This is a genomic window from Phytohabitans sp. LZ39, from assembly GCF_059359075.1.
Map to the genome: position 1 here is coordinate 466,776 of NZ_JCADBM010000001.1, position 13,767 is coordinate 480,542.

Annotated in this window: 17 protein-coding genes and 1 tRNA gene; 11 read left to right on the forward strand and 7 right to left on the reverse strand. The window is 72.0% G+C overall.

Translation table 11 applies throughout. The features are described 5' to 3' along the window. Window positions 1–36: 36 nt before the first annotated feature. Both AC5L36_RS02180 and AC5L36_RS02185 read left to right on the forward strand, forming a co-directional pair. On the forward strand, window positions 37–558 hold the full coding sequence (locus AC5L36_RS02180; protein ID WP_441215882.1) for a tRNA adenosine deaminase-associated protein: 522 nt from the start codon (window positions 37–39) through the stop codon (window positions 556–558). Next, window positions 548–1,006: a nucleoside deaminase gene (locus tag AC5L36_RS02185; protein WP_441215881.1), complete on the forward strand. Its 459-nt coding sequence runs from the start codon at window positions 548–550 to the stop codon at window positions 1,004–1,006. The genes AC5L36_RS02180 and AC5L36_RS02185 overlap by 11 nt, the downstream gene beginning before the upstream one ends. Here AC5L36_RS02185 and AC5L36_RS02190 read toward each other — a convergent pair. The 4 genes from AC5L36_RS02190 to AC5L36_RS02205 are packed head-to-tail and all read right to left on the reverse strand — an operon-like array spanning window position 980 to window position 3,954. Beyond that, entirely contained in the window at window positions 980–1,444 is a 465-nt protein-coding gene (locus tag AC5L36_RS02190; protein WP_441215880.1) for an acyl-CoA thioesterase, read from the reverse strand. The genes AC5L36_RS02185 and AC5L36_RS02190 overlap by 27 nt on opposite strands. Further along, window positions 1,444–2,073: a TetR/AcrR family transcriptional regulator gene (locus tag AC5L36_RS02195; RefSeq protein WP_441216305.1), complete on the reverse strand. Its 630-nt coding sequence runs from the start codon at window positions 2,071–2,073 to the stop codon at window positions 1,444–1,446. Before AC5L36_RS02195 ends, AC5L36_RS02190 begins: the two co-directional genes overlap by 1 nt. A gap of 40 nt (window positions 2,074–2,113) precedes the next feature. Next, window positions 2,114–3,301, reverse strand: coding sequence for a sensor histidine kinase (locus AC5L36_RS02200; RefSeq protein ID WP_441215879.1), 1,188 nt, complete (start codon window positions 3,299–3,301; stop codon window positions 2,114–2,116). Next, window positions 3,298–3,954, reverse strand: coding sequence for a response regulator transcription factor (locus AC5L36_RS02205; protein ID WP_441215878.1), 657 nt, complete (start codon window positions 3,952–3,954; stop codon window positions 3,298–3,300). Before AC5L36_RS02205 ends, AC5L36_RS02200 begins: the two co-directional genes overlap by 4 nt. 109 nt (window positions 3,955–4,063) lie before the next feature. Between AC5L36_RS02205 and AC5L36_RS02210 the strand changes: the two genes are divergently transcribed. The 4 genes from AC5L36_RS02210 to AC5L36_RS02225 are packed head-to-tail and all read left to right on the forward strand — an operon-like array spanning window position 4,064 to window position 7,486. Next, window positions 4,064–4,591 (forward strand): hypothetical protein, encoded by a 528-nt coding sequence (locus AC5L36_RS02210; RefSeq protein WP_441215877.1) that lies wholly within the window; start codon window positions 4,064–4,066, stop codon window positions 4,589–4,591. After that, entirely contained in the window at window positions 4,588–5,655 is a 1,068-nt protein-coding gene (locus tag AC5L36_RS02215; RefSeq protein WP_441215876.1) for a peptidoglycan-binding protein, read from the forward strand. The genes AC5L36_RS02210 and AC5L36_RS02215 overlap by 4 nt, the downstream gene beginning before the upstream one ends. Further along, window positions 5,652–6,305, forward strand: coding sequence for an ABC transporter ATP-binding protein (locus tag AC5L36_RS02220; RefSeq protein WP_441215875.1), 654 nt, complete (start codon window positions 5,652–5,654; stop codon window positions 6,303–6,305). The genes AC5L36_RS02215 and AC5L36_RS02220 overlap by 4 nt, the downstream gene beginning before the upstream one ends. Further along, complete coding sequence (locus tag AC5L36_RS02225) at window positions 6,302–7,486, forward strand: ABC transporter permease (protein ID WP_441215874.1); 1,185 nt, start codon at window positions 6,302–6,304, stop codon at window positions 7,484–7,486. Before AC5L36_RS02220 ends, AC5L36_RS02225 begins: the two co-directional genes overlap by 4 nt. 52 nt (window positions 7,487–7,538) lie before the next feature. Here the strand turns inward: AC5L36_RS02225 and AC5L36_RS02230 are convergent, their stop codons facing one another. Continuing rightward, window positions 7,539–8,696, reverse strand: a complete 1,158-nt coding sequence (locus AC5L36_RS02230) for a sensor histidine kinase (protein WP_441215873.1) — start codon at window positions 8,694–8,696, stop codon at window positions 7,539–7,541. Further along, window positions 8,693–9,349 carry a response regulator transcription factor gene (locus AC5L36_RS02235; RefSeq protein WP_441215872.1) on the reverse strand — a complete coding sequence of 219 codons (657 nt, stop codon included), beginning with the start codon at window positions 9,347–9,349 and terminating at the stop codon, window positions 8,693–8,695. Before AC5L36_RS02235 ends, AC5L36_RS02230 begins: the two co-directional genes overlap by 4 nt. A gap of 89 nt (window positions 9,350–9,438) precedes the next feature. Here AC5L36_RS02235 and AC5L36_RS02240 point away from each other — a divergent pair, with 89 nt between their 5' ends. Genes AC5L36_RS02240 through AC5L36_RS02255 form a run of 4 tightly spaced genes read left to right on the forward strand, consistent with a single transcriptional unit; the run spans window position 9,439 to window position 12,855 of the window. After that, complete coding sequence (locus AC5L36_RS02240) at window positions 9,439–9,975, forward strand: hypothetical protein (RefSeq protein WP_441215871.1); 537 nt, start codon at window positions 9,439–9,441, stop codon at window positions 9,973–9,975. Beyond that, on the forward strand, window positions 9,972–11,021 hold the full coding sequence (locus AC5L36_RS02245; protein WP_441215870.1) for a peptidoglycan-binding protein: 1,050 nt from the start codon (window positions 9,972–9,974) through the stop codon (window positions 11,019–11,021). The genes AC5L36_RS02240 and AC5L36_RS02245 overlap by 4 nt, the downstream gene beginning before the upstream one ends. Further along, window positions 11,018–11,671 carry an ABC transporter ATP-binding protein gene (locus AC5L36_RS02250; protein ID WP_441215869.1) on the forward strand — a complete coding sequence of 218 codons (654 nt, stop codon included), beginning with the start codon at window positions 11,018–11,020 and terminating at the stop codon, window positions 11,669–11,671. The genes AC5L36_RS02245 and AC5L36_RS02250 overlap by 4 nt, the downstream gene beginning before the upstream one ends. 20 nt (window positions 11,672–11,691) lie before the next feature. Further along, window positions 11,692–12,855 carry an ABC transporter permease gene (locus AC5L36_RS02255; RefSeq protein ID WP_441216303.1) on the forward strand — a complete coding sequence of 388 codons (1,164 nt, stop codon included), beginning with the start codon at window positions 11,692–11,694 and terminating at the stop codon, window positions 12,853–12,855. Here the strand turns inward: AC5L36_RS02255 and deoD are convergent. After that, entirely contained in the window at window positions 12,852–13,559 is a 708-nt protein-coding gene (gene deoD / locus AC5L36_RS02260) for a purine-nucleoside phosphorylase (RefSeq protein ID WP_441215868.1), read from the reverse strand. The genes AC5L36_RS02255 and deoD overlap by 4 nt on opposite strands. Window positions 13,560–13,626: 67 nt before the next feature. Here deoD and AC5L36_RS02265 point away from each other — a divergent pair. After that, window positions 13,627–13,713: transfer RNA gene (locus AC5L36_RS02265), tRNA-Ser, on the forward strand. Window positions 13,714–13,767: the final 54 nt, after the last annotated feature.

Sequence of the window (13,767 nt, forward strand, 5' to 3'; positions counted from 1 at the left end):
ATGGTTCGCTCGCAAGCTCGCTCACTTGGGGGGACCGTGTCGTACTTCGCTGCTGCCGTCGCGCGCGGCTCGTCCGGTTGGGCCGCGTCCGAGCTCGATCTGACCGGTGCGGCCGACATCGACGAGGTCGTCGACCGGCTACGTGACGCCGACGCGGACGCCGACGTGGCGTTGCTGTTCGTCGAGTCCGACGACTCATACCTGGCCATCCTCCGCCTCGACCAGGGCGAGGATCTGCGCGTCTTCGGTTCCGACTCGGTGTTCGCCGAGGAGTCCCGGCTCGGCGCGCTGCTGCTCGGCGACGTGAAGGCGCCGGCGCTGGAGATCGACGAGGTGACCAACCCGCCGGCGGACACCGACGACGAGGCGGCGCCGCCGGCCGCCGAGCCCGACGTCGACCCGGTCGGCGACCCTGAGCTCCTCGCCGACCTGGGCGTCTCCGCACACCAGCTGCTCAGTCTCTGCGCGCACGAGGGCCTGCTGCCGGCCGACGTCACCGCGGAGATCTGCCAGGTCCTCGGCTGCGCCGACGAGGTCGAAGACCTGCGTGAGCAGTGATCGGCTCGCCCGCCACGAGGAGTGGATGCGGCGGGCGTTGGCCGTCGCCGGTGCGTCCGGTGCGGACATTCCGGTCGGTGCGGTCGTGTACGGGCCGGACGGCGCCGAACTGGGCGCCGGCCGCAACGAGCGGGAGCTGACCGGCGACCCGACCGCGCACGCCGAGGTGGTGGCGCTGCGCCGGGCCGCCGCGGCCGCGGGCTCGTGGCGGCTCGACGGGTGCTCGCTCGTCGTCACGCTCGAACCGTGCACGATGTGCGCCGGCGCGCTCGTGCTGGCCCGGGTGTCCACGTTGGTCTTCGGCGCGTGGGAGCCCAAGACCGGCGCCGTCGGGTCGCTCTGGGACGTCGTGCGCGACCGCCGCCTCAACCACCGCCCCGAGGTGTACCCGGGCGTGCTCGCAGCGGAGTGCGCGGAGCTGCTACGCGGCTTCTTCCGGCTTGAGTAGCGACGTGGCCACCTCGCGGGCCGACTCGGTCCACGCGGTCGGGCGCAGCGTCGCCTGGTCGAGCCGCACGATCGCCCGCTTGCCCTCGGCGTAGCAGGTGCGGCCGTCGCGGGAGAGGAAACGGAAGCCGTACAGCGCGCTCGTCTCGCCGAGCTTGTCGAGCCAGAAGTGGACGAGCACCTCGCCCCCACCCCGGATCGGCCGGTGGTACGTGATCGCGAACTCGCGCACCGCGTGGAAGAGGTCCGGCATGGACGGTCCGTTGTGGTCGTAGTAGTGGCCCCGCGCGGTCCAGTACGGGGTGATCGCCCGCTCCAGGAGCACCGCGTATCGCGCGTTGTGCACGATGCCCATCGCGTCGAGGTCGTCGAAGTAGATCGCGATCGGCTCGACGTGGCCGTAGTCCACGGTGCGATCCGCGAGTGCGGCGTGCGTCATCATTCCTCCGGCAGCAGGGTCGGGTCGGTGCACAGCCCGCGCAGCCGCTCCAGCACGGCCCGGCGGGCCAGCGGGTAGACGACTTGCGGCGAGAGCAGGCGAAACTGCATGACGGCGGCGACGCCGGCCGCCTCTATCTCGTATGCCAGCATGGCCACGTCGGTGTCCGCCCGCAGCTCGCCGAGCTCGATGGCCTGGCGGGCGAGCTTCTCCATGTACTGCATCCACTCGGCGTGGGTCTGGGCGATCCGCTCGTAGACGGGGCCGGAGCGGGCGTTGTACTCGAACTTGACGGTGGCGAAGAAGCAGCCGCCGGGCAGCGTGCTGGACGCGTAGAAGTCGAGCCGCGCCACGTGCAGCGTCCACAGCCGGCCCACGCCCCGCGGCACCGACCGGGCCGGCCCGATCACCTGCTCCTCCCACTGCTCGCGGGCCCGCTCGACGGTGGCGAGCTGGAGGTCCTGCTTGGAGCGCCAGTGGGCGAAGAGGCCAGACTTGCTGACGCCGAGCGCCTCGGCGAGCTGGCCGAGGGAGAGCCCGTCGAGGCCGTCTTGGGTGACGAGCGCGACCGCGGTGTCCAGCACCGCCGTGCGCGTCCGCTCGCCCCGGGCCACCCGGCCGTCGACCATCACCCGGCCAGCATATGAATAAGACCGACCGGTCGTAAATCTAATTTGCCGGAAGAGTGACCTGCACCACCAGGCCGCCGCCGTCCCGCGGGCTGGCGTGCACCTCACCGCCGTGAGCCCGCGCCACCGAACGCACGATCGACAGGCCCAGCCCCGTGCCGCGGGCCGACCCCACCCGGTCGGTCAGCCGCCGGAACGGCTCGAAGAGCCCCGGGACCTCGTACGCGCGCACGACCGGGCCGGTATTGGTCACGCTCAGGCGCGTGCGCGTGCCCTCCTGGGTACACGACACCTGCACCCAGCCGCCGGTCGCGTTGTAGCGCACGGCGTTGTCGACGAGATTCTGGGTCAGGCGTTCCAGCAGCACCGGGTCGCCGGAGGTCGGCGCCGGCAGCAGCTCGTGCCGTACCTCGACGCCGGGCGCGCGGGTCTGGTCCAGCACGTTGCCGGCCACGTCGGCCAGGTCGACCGGCACCGGGTCGACCACCGCCTGCTCCGAGCGGGCCATCGTCAGCAGGCCGTCGATCAGCCGCTCGTGGCGGGCGTTCACCTCCAGGAGCGTCGTGCCGAGCTGGTGCAGCCGCGGCGGCGCGTCCGGCTGGCCCATCGCCACCTCGAGCAGCGTGCGGTTGATCGCCAGCGGGGTGCGCAGTTCGTGCGAGGCGTTCGCCACGAAGCGCCGCTGCCCGTCGAACGACCTGTCCAGCCGTTCGAGCATGTCGTCGAACGTGTCGGCCAGCTCGCGCAGCTCGTCTCGCGGGCCGCCGAGCGCGATCCGTTCGTGGAGGTTGCGGTCGGCCACCCGGCGGGCGGTCTCGGTGATCCGTGTGATCGGCCGGAGGGTACGCCCGGCGGCCAGCCAGCCGAGCCACACGCCGAGGACCGCGAACCCGCCCAGCGCGAGCGAGCCGCGGCGCAGCAGCGAACCGAGTGTCTGTTCGCGCAGGTCGAGCTGGATCTGCTTGGCGAGCGCTTCCTTGCGTTCGATGGCCGCCTGGTCGGCGGGCGGCAGCGACTTCTTGATCGCCGCGGCGGCCTTGTCGTCGATCGGCTTTTGGAACCCGGTGAACTCGGTGTACACCACGCCGGGCTTGGGCTCCTGCTTTTCCAGCGCGGCGGCCAGCAGCAGATAGGTCACGGCGAGCAGGGCCGTGCCGGCGAGCAGGAAGAGGCCACCGTAGAGGGCGGTCAGGCGCATCCGGACCGTCCAACTCCCGCGGATGTTCATGGAATCTGGTACCCCACTCCTGGAACGGTCGCGACCACCGGCGGCGAGCCGAGCTTGCGACGCAGCGTCATGACCGTTACCCGCACGACGTTCGTGAACGGGTCGATGTTTTCGTCCCAGGCCCGCTCCAGGAGCTGCTCGGTGCTGACCACGGTTCCCTCGGCCCGCAGCAGCTCCTCCAGCACCGCGAACTCCTTGCGGGACAGCGGCACGAAGCGACCGTCGCGGAAGACCTCGCGGCGGGCCGGGTCGAGCGCGATGCCGGCGCGCTCCAGCCGTGGTGGTATCGCCGGGCGAGCCCGCCGCCCCAGGGCCCGCACCCGGGCCACCAGCTCGACGAAGGCGAACGGCTTGGGTAGGTAGTCGTCGGCGCCGAGCGCCAGGCCGGCCACCCGGTCGGGCACCTCGGCGGCCGCGGTGAGCATCAGCACCCGCGTCTCGCCGCCGGCCGCGACCACGGCCCGGCACACCTCGTCGCCGTGTACGAGCGGCAGGTCGCGGTCGAGCACCACCACGTCGTAGTCGTTGACGCCAAGCCTTTCCAGGGCGGCGTCGCCGTCGTACACCACGTCGACGGCCAGTGTTTCGCGCCGGAGCCCTTCGGCGATCGCGTCGGCCAGGAGCTCCTCGTCTTCCGCGACGAGTACCCGCACGCGCCAATGGTGCCCAACGCCCGGATAAGGACGCCATAAGCATTCGCGCTGATGACCGTCTTACGCCCGACGCGGTGGGATCCGGAACGACAGAGAGGAGTGTGCCGAGATGAGAAGGATGCTCACCGCCGTACCCCTGCTGCTGCTCGCCGCCATCACCGCGTGTAGCGGGGGTGGGGAGGAGGGGCCGGGCGTGGCGACCGTCGGCAACGTCGCCACGGCGTCGGCCAGCCCCGATCCGAGCGCGCCGGCCGCGGATGACGAGGAGCGCAAGCGCCAGTTCACGCAGTGCATGCGCGACGAAGGCATCGACATCGATGACGCGGAGGGGCCGGGACGGGGCGTCCGGGTCCAGGCCGAGAAGCAGAAGATGCAGCGGGCGATGGAGAAGTGCCGCAAGTACCTCCCGAACGGGGGCGAGCCGGAGAAGCCGTCGGCGGCGGACCTCGAGAAGCTGCGCGAGTACGCCAAGTGCATGCGCGAGAACGGCGTCCCCGCCTTCCCCGATCCCGACCCGGAAAGCGGGAGTTTCAAGAACGAGCTGGACAGCGGCATCACCAAGAAGGACATCGAGGCAGCCGACGAGAAGTGCCGGGACAAACTGCCGACCGGTGGCAGGAAGGGCGGCGGTAAGTGAAGCGCGGGGTGATCTTCTCCGGCGTGGCGTTGGTGGCGGTCGCGGCGGCGGGCGTCGCGGCCGCCGGATTCGGGGGCGGCCGAGCCGACGGCACGGAGGAGCCGAGCGCCCAGCCGGCCACCACCACCCAGGTGACCAGACAGACGCTCGTGAAGGCGACCACGGTCGAGGGCGAGCTGAGCCACGGTGACCCGGTGCCTCTCGCATCACAAGCGCAAGGAACGGTGACCTGGCTCCCCGGGGTCGGCGCGACCATCTCGCGCGGCCAGGCGCTGCTGCGCGCGGACGAGCGGCCGGTGGTGCTGCTCTACGGCGCGCTGCCGATCTACCGCCCGCTCGCGGCGGGCGTGGAGGGCGCGGACGTCACGCAGTTCGAGCGCAACCTGCGCGAGCTGGGCTACACCGGGTTCACGGTCGACGACGAGTACACGAGCTCGACGGCCAGCGCGGTCAAGCGCTGGCAGGACGACCTCGGCGTCACCGAGACCGGCACGGTCGACGCGTCGCTTGTCGTGGTCGCCTCGGGGGCGGTACGGGTGGCCGAACTGACCGCGCGGGTCGGTTCGCCGGCGGGCGGCGAGATGTACACGTTCACCGGCACCACCCGCATCATCACCGTGCCGGTGGACGCGGGTGAGGCGGGGTGGGCGGTCAAGAACGCCCCGGTCACCGTCACCCTCCCGGACGGCAAGGAGGTCGCCGGCAAGGTCGCCTCGGTCGGCACGGTGGCTACCGGCGACGACAGCGAGGACCAGGGGCCCAACTCCACCGGTACGGATGACGCCCAGATCCAGGTGACGGTGACGGTCGCCGACCAGCGAGCGCTCGGCTCGCTGGAGCAGACGCCGGTCGACGTCGCGTACGTGGCCGACGAGCGCGAGGACGTGCTGACCGTCCCGGTCGCCGCGCTGCTCGCGCTCGCCGAGGGCGGGTACGGCCTGGAGGTCGTCGAGAACGGCGCCAGCCGGTACGTCGCCGTGGACACGGGACTCTTCGCCGACGGCCGGGTCGAGGTCAGCGGCGGCGGGCTGGCCGAGGGCATGACAGTGGGTCTACCGAAATGATCGAGCTGGACGGGGTTTCCAAGGTCTATCCGGGTGGCGTGACCGCGCTCGACAGCGTCTCTCTCGGCATCGCGACCGGCGAGATGGTGGCGATCGTCGGGCCGTCCGGCTCGGGCAAGTCGACCATGCTGCACGTGATCGGCACGCTCGACCGGCCCACTTCCGGGCGGGTACACATCGACGGGCACGACCTGGCCGGGTTGTCCGACCGGCAGGTGTCCGCGCTGCGCACGTACCGGATCGGGTTCGTCTTCCAGCAGTTCCACCTCGCGGCCGGCGTGCCCGCGGTGGACAACGTGGCCGACGGCCTGCTCTATGCCGGCGTGCCGCTGCGCAAGCGGCGGCGGCACGCCCGGACGGCGCTGGAGCGGGTGGGTCTCGCGCACCGGCTCGACCACCGCCCGCACCAGCTCTCCGGCGGTGAGAAGCAGCGGGTCGCGATCGCCCGTGCGGTGGTGGGGGAGCCGGCGCTGCTGCTTGCCGACGAGCCGACCGGCAACCTCGACTCGGCCTCGGGCGCCGCGGTGATGTCGGTGCTCCGCGATCTCCACGACACGGGTACGACGGTCGTGGTGATCACCCACGACCGGGACATCGCGGGCGCGCTGCCCCGCCAGGTGCACATGCGCGACGGGAAGGTCGTGCCGTGAGGCCGGCGAGGCTGAGCCCGGCCGACGTGGTCCGCGTCGGCGCGGCGGGGCTGCGCGCCCGGCCGCTGCGGGTGTTCCTCTCCGCGCTGGGCATCGCGATCGGCATCGCCGCGATGATCTCCGTGGTCGGCGTCTCGGCGTCGTCCCGGGCCGAGCTGGACCGCACGCTCGATCGGCTCGGCACCAACCTGCTGACGGTCGGCCCGGGCGAGACGCTCTTCGGTGACGCCTCCCGCCTGCCCAAGGAGTCGCTGGCCATGGTCGACCGGATCGGGCCGGTGGAGTCGGTGAGCGCGGTGGGGCGGGTACCGGACGTGGCCGTGTACCGCAACGACCACATCCCGCGCGGCCAGACCGGCAGCATCGCGGTGGTGGCCGCGCGGCTCGACCTGCTCGACACGGTCGCCGCCGAGGTGGCGACCGGCACCTGGCTGACCTCGGCGACCTCCGAATACCCGGGCGTGGTGCTCGGCGCGGTGGCCGCCCGCCGGCTGGACATCCGCGCGGCCGGCGTACGGGTGTGGTTGGGCGGCACGTGGTTCAGCGTGGTCGGCATCCTGCGGCCCGGGCAGCTCGCGCCCGAGCTGGACCAGTCGGCGATGGTCGGTTGGCCGGCCGCGGAGGAGCACCTGGCCTTCGACGGCCATCCGACGATGATCTACACGCGGTCGCGGGAGTCGGCGGTCGAGGACGTGCGGGCGGTGCTCGCCGCGACGGCCAATCCCGAGCAGCCCAACGAGGTCAAGGTATCCCGCCCGTCCGACGCGCTGGAGGCCCAGCGGGCCACCGACGCCACGCTCAACGCGCTGCTGCTCGGCCTCGGCGCGGTGGCGCTGCTGGTCGGCGGCGTGGGCGTGGCCAACACGATGGTGATCTCCGTGCTGGAGCGGCGGGCCGAGATCGGGCTGCGGCGGTCGCTCGGCGCGACGCGGGGGCAGGTCCGCCTCCAGTTCCTGGCCGAGTCGCTGCTGCTGTCCGCGCTCGGCGGCCTCGGCGGCGTGACGCTCGGCGTCGCAGTCACCGCGATCTATGCGGCGACACAGGGCTGGCCCACCGTGGTGCCGCCGCTGGCCACCGCCGGTGGGGTGCTGGCGACGCTGTTCATCGGCGCGATCGCCGGCCTGTACCCGGCGGTGCGCGCCGCCCGCCTCTCACCCACCGAGGCGCTGGCCGCGCCGTGATGCGGCGCGTGCGGCCTGCCTCTCACTCACCGAGGCGCTGGCCGCGCCGTGATCAGGCGTGCTGGGGGAGGGCGACGGTGATTTCCAGGCCGCCGCCCTCCCGCGGCTCGGCGCGTACCGTGCCGCCGTGGGCCATCGCCACCGCGCGGACGATCGACAGGCCCAGGCCGAAGCCACGGCCGCCGTCCACCCGCTCGCGGTGGAGCCGCCGGAACGGCTGGAAGAGGGTCTCGACCTCGTACGCTGGCACGACCGGGCCGGTATTGGTGACGGTGAGCACGGCCCACCCGTTCGCCGCCTGGGTGGTGATTGCCAGCCAGCCGCCCGGGGCGTTGTGGCGCACGGCGTTCTCGACGAGGTTTTGCACCAGCCGCTCCAGCAGGATCGGGTCGCCGCGCGTGGGCGCCGGGGCGAGCTGGCGCACCACCTCCAGCTCGGGTGCCTTGGCCTGGTCGAGCACGAAGTCCGCCACCTCGCACAGGTCGACGGGCGAGTGCTCGGCCACCTCGTTTTCCGCGTCGGCGAGCGTGAGCAGGCCGTCGATCAGCCGCTCGTGGCGCTCGTTGACGGTCAGCAGCGACTCGCCGAGCTGCTTGGTCTCGGCCGCCGCGCCGGGTCGGGTGACCGCCAGCTCCACGAGCGCCCGGTTGAGCGCGAGCGGCGTGCGCAGCTCGTGCGACGCGTTGGCCACGAAGCGCCGCTGTCCGTCGAAGGAGCGGTCCAGCCGCTCGAGCATCACGTTGAAGGTCTCGGCAAGCTCCTTGACCTCGTCGCGCGGCCCGGCGAGCGCGATCCGCTCGTGCAGTGCCGCACGGGCGCCGTCGGCGCCGGCGATGCGGCGGGCCGTGTCGGTGATCCGGTGCAGCGGCTGGAGCGCCCGCCCGGCCACCAGCCAGCCGAACGCGCCGGCGACGACACCCACGCCCAGCAGGGCTATGCCGCCCTGGGTGAGCAGCGAGTTGAGCGCGTCCGCGCGGAGCTGCTCCCGCTCGGCCTGTGCGTTGAGGATCGCCTGCTTGATCACCTCAGGGTTGCCGAACCTCTCGAACACCTGCTCGTTGCGCAGCGCGAGGTCGCCGGGGTCGGTGAGGTTGCGGTCGAGGCGCTGCGCCATCAGCAGGTACGTCACGCCGAGCAGCACCGCGCCGGCGAGGAAGAAGAGCCCGCCGTAGAGCACCGTCAGCCGTACCCGGATCGTCCATCGGTTCATGGCACTCGGTACCCCACTCCCGGTACGGTCTCCACCACCTGCGGTTCGCCCAGCTTGCGGCGCAGCTTCATCACCGTGACCCGCACGACGTTGGTGAACGGGTCGATGTGCTCGTCCCAGGCCTTCTCCAGCAGCTGCTCGGCGGAGACGACCGCGCCGCCGGCCCGCATCAGCTCGCTCAGCACCGCGAACTCCTTGTTGGCCAGCGGCACGAAGCGCCCGTCCCGGAAGACCTCGCGCCGGGCCGGGTCGAGCCGGATGCCGGCGCGTTCCAGCACCGGTGGCACGGCCGGGCGGGCCCGCCGGCCGAGCGCGTGCACGCGTGCCGACAGCTCGGCGAACGCGAACGGCTTGGTCAGGTAGTCGTCGGCGCCGATGCCCAGGCCGGCGACCCGGTCGCGGATGCCGGCGGCGGCGGTCAGCATGAGCACCCGGGCCGCCGCGCCGGACTCGACGATCGCGCGGCACACCTCGTCTCCGTGCACCACGGGCAGGTCCCGATCGAGTACGACCACGTCGTACTCGTTGACGCCGAACCGCTCCAGGGCGGCTTCGCCGTCGTAGACGACGTCGACCGCGAACGCCTCCCGCCGCAGCCACTCGGCGACCGCGTCGGCCAACACCTTCTCGTCTTCGACCACCAGGATCCGCACCCCACCATGGTCACTCGGCGGCGGATAACGCCGGCGTTAACTCGCGGCGTTACGGCGTGGTTATGGGCGAGTCGCTTCACTTCCGGGACATGAGAAGACTCGTGGTAGTCGCGTTCGCGGCGGTGCTGGTGGCCGGATGCGGCGGGACGGACAGCGACGACGGCATAGCGACCGCGTCCAACGGTGGGGCCAGCCCCACGGCGAGCGCCAGCGCGAGCGCGGACAGCGCCGACCAGAACCGCAAGTTCGCCCAATGCATGCGGGACAACGGCGTACCCGACTTCCCCGATCCGGGCCCGGACGGCACCTTCGGCGGCGGAAACCCCCAGGCGATGCGTGCGGTACTCGACTCGGACAAGGGGCGGGCGGCGCTCGACAAGTGCCGCGACCTGGCGCCCAACGGGGGTGAACGGCGGGATCTGGACCCCGCGCAGCAGGAGCAGCTGCGGCAGTGGGCGCAGTGCATGCGTGACAACGGCGTCGACGTACCGGATCCGGACCCCAACAGCGGCTCGCTCTTCGGCGGCGGCGGGGAGCTCCCGTTCGACATGGACGACCCCAAGTTCCAGAAGGCCATGGAGGCCTGCCAGGACAAGTTCACATTCCGGCAAGGGCAGGGCTCATGAGGCGCGGTGCCGTGCTGGGAGCCGGGGGCCTGGTGCTCGTGGTCGCGGCCGGCGCCGCCGCCACGGTCGGTTTCGGTGGCGCCGACGCGTCGACACCCGAGCGCAGCGCCCAACCACCCGCCACCGCGAAGGTCACCCGCGCCACCCTCACCCAGACCGAGACGGTGGACGGCACCCTCGGGTACGGCGACGCGACGGCGCTCAAGGCGCGCGGGTCGGGCGGGACGCTCACCTGGCTGCCGGCCGAGGGCGCGGTGGTGAGCCGGGGCAAACCACTGTACGAAGTGGACGGCGACCCCGTGGTACTCCTCTATGGAGCGTCGCCGCTCTACCGCACGCTCTCGGCCGGCGTCGAGGGCGCGGACGTCAAGCTCTTCGAGCAGAACCTTTCTGCGCTCGGCTACGACGGGTTCACCGTGGACGACGAGTACACGTCGTCCACAGCGGACGCGGTCGAGGAGTGGCAGGAAGACCTGGGCATCTCGTCCACGGGCGCCGTCGGAGTCGGACAGGTCGCGGTCGCACCCGGCCAGCTCCGTGTCGCTGACCTCCAGCTCAGCACCGGCGATCCGGCGAACGGACCCGTGTTCACCTATACCGGCACCACGCGGGTGGTCACCGTGGACCTGGAGGTGGACAAACAGCAGCTGGTGAAGAAGGGCACCGCGGCCACCGTCGAGCTGCCGGACGGCAAGCGCGTGCAGGGCAAGGTTTCCGAGGTCGGCACCGTGGCGGCCACGACGAAGGTCGGCGACGACGAGACCACCACCCTCGACGTGACCGTCACCGTCGCCGACCAGAAGGCACTAGGCACGCTCGACGAGGCGCCGGTCGACGTGATCCTCCAGGCCGAGCAGCGCAAGGACGTCCTCACCGTGCCGCTCAACGCCCTGGTCGCCCTCGCCGAAGGCGGGTACGGCGTGCAGGTGGTGGAGGGCGCCACGACGCGGTACGTGGCCGTCGACACCGGCATGTTCGCCGGCGGCAAGGTGGAGGTCACCGGCGCCGGTCTGACCGAAGGGCTGGTCGTGGGGGTTCCCAAGTGATCTTTTTGGAGCGGGTCTCCAAGACCTACCCGGGCGGCGTGACCGCGCTCCGCGACGCCTCCCTCTCGATCGCCGCGGGCGAGCTCGTCGCGATCGTCGGGCCGTCAGGGTCGGGAAAATCTACGATGCTCCACCTGATCGGCACCCTCGACCGCCCGTCGTCCGGCCAGGTCACCATCGACGGGTACGACGTGTCCGTGCTGTCCGACCGGTCGCTTTCCGCGTTGCGTTCGACCCGGATCGGGTTTGTCTTCCAGCAGTTCCATCTGGCCGCCGGTGTGCCGGTGGTGGACAACGTGGCCGACGGCCTGCTCTACGCCGGCGTGCCGCTGCGGGAGCGGCGGCGGCGCGCCCGCGCCGCGCTGGAGCGGGTCGGGCTCGGGCACCGCCTGGACCACCGGCCTCACGAGCTGTCCGGCGGGGAACGGCAACGGGTGGCGGTCGCGCGGGCGGTGGTGGGGGAGCCGCCGATCCTGCTGGCCGACGAGCCGACCGGCAACCTCGACTCGGCGTCCGGCGCGGCGGTGATGGCATTGCTGCACGACCTGCACGCCAGCGGTACGACCGTCGTCGTGATCACCCACGACCTGGACATCGCCGCCTCGCTGCCCCGGCAGGTGCGCATGCGCGACGGGCAGGTGCTGTCGTGAAGCCGGCGCGACTGTCCCCTATGGACGTCGTGCGGGTGGGCGCGTCCGGACTCCGGTCCCGGCCGCTGCGGGTGTTTCTGTCCGCGCTGGGCATCGCGATCGGGATTGCCGCGATGCTTGCCGTCGTGGGCATCTCCACGTCGTCCCGCGCCGAGCTCGACCGCACCCTGGACAAGCTCGGCACCAACCTGCTCACCGTCGGCCCCGGACAGACCTTCTTCGGCGAGGAGTCGCACCTGCCGGAGGAGGCGATCGGCATGATCGACCGGATCGGCCCGGTCGAGTCCGTCAGCGCCACCGGCAACGTCGACGCCAAGGTCTACCGCACCGACCAGATCCCCACCGCCGAGTCCGGCGGGATCGGGGTACGCGCCGCTCGTACCGACCTGCCCGGCACGGTGGGCGCCACGATGGCGAGCGGCACGTGGCTGAACGACCGCACCGCCGAGTACCCCGCCGTCGTACTCGGCTCGACCGCGGCCGACCGGCTCGGTGTCGCCCTGGCCGGACCGTCGGTGCAGGTGTGGCTCGGCGAGCGGTGGTTCACGGTGGTCGGTGTGCTCGCCCCGGTGCCGCTGGCCGCCGAGCTCGACACGGCCGCGCTGGTCGGCTGGTCGGTGGCCACGTCGGAGCTCGGCTTCGACGGGTACGCCACCACCGTCTACACCCGCACGACCGAGTCCTCGGTGGAGGCTGTCCAGGGCGTGCTCGCGGCCACCGCCAACCCGGAAAACCCCAACGAGGTCGAGGTGTCCCGCCCGTCCGACGCGCTGGCCGCCAAGCAGGCGACCGACGAAGCCCTGAACGGCCTGCTACTCGGCCTCGGCGCGGTCGCCTTGCTGGTCGGCGGCGTCGGCGTGGCCAACACCATGGTCATCTCGGTGCTCGAACGGCGCGCCGAGATCGGTCTGCGCCGCTCGCTGGGCGCCACCCGGGGCCAGATCCGCCTCCAGTTTCTGGCCGAGTCGCTGCTGCTGTCGGCGCTCGGCGGCCTCGCGGGCGTACTGGTCGGCATCGGCGTGACCGGCGTGTACTCCTGGACCCAGGAGTGGCCCACGGTGGTCCCCGCCTGGGCGATGGGAGGCGGCCTGGTCGCCACCCTGCTGATCGGCGCCGTGGCCGGCCTCTACCCGGCTGTCCGCGCCTCCCGCCTGGCCCCCACGGAGGCCCTCGCGACCCCTTAGGCGATCGCGGTGTCCAGGGCGATCTCGACCATCTCGGCGAACGTACGCTCGCGCTCCTCGGCGGTCGTGCGTTCGCCGGTCTTGATGTGGTCGCTCACCGTCAGCACCGTCAGCGCCCGGGCCTTGAACCTCGCCGCGATCGTGTACAGCGCGGCGGACTCCATCTCCACGGCCAGCACGCCGTAGTCGGCGAGGGTGTCGTAGAGGTCGGGGCGGTCGGTGTAGAAGGCGTCGGCGGCGAGAATCGGCCCCACGTGCATCTGGACGCCCCGCCGCTCGGCCACGTCCACAGCGGTGCGGAGCAGGCCGAAGTCCGCCACCGGGGCGTAGTCGATCAGGCCGTCGAAGCGCATCCGGTTCATGTTCGAGTCGGTCGAGGACCCGATCGCCGCGACCACGTCCCGCAGCTTCAGCGACTCGGTGAGCGCGCCGCACGACCCGACCCGGATGAGGGTCTTGACGCCGTACTCGTTGATCAGCTCGTGGGCGTAGATCGACGCGGACGGCATGCCCATGCCCGACCCCTGCACCGACACGCGGACCCCTTGGTAGGTCCCGGTGAAGCCGAACATGTTGCGGACCGTCGAGTAGCACTTGGCGTCCTCGAGGTAGTGCTCCGCGATCCACTTGGCCCGCAGCGGATCCCCCGGCATCAGGACCCGCTCCGCGATCTCGCCCGGCTTGGCGCCGATGTGCGTACTCATGACCGCGATCCTGCCAGGCGGCATGCCCCCGAGGAGCGACCCCCACCGGTCGGGTACCCTTCTCGGCGGTGGTGTGTCCGAGTGGCCTAAGGAGCACGCCTCGAAAGCGTGTGAGGGTGCAAGCCCTCCGCGGGTTCAAATCCCGCCGCCACCGCTCCCAAGCAGGCAGAGTGCCTGGCTGGCGCTCGCAAACCAGCCAGGCGTTTGT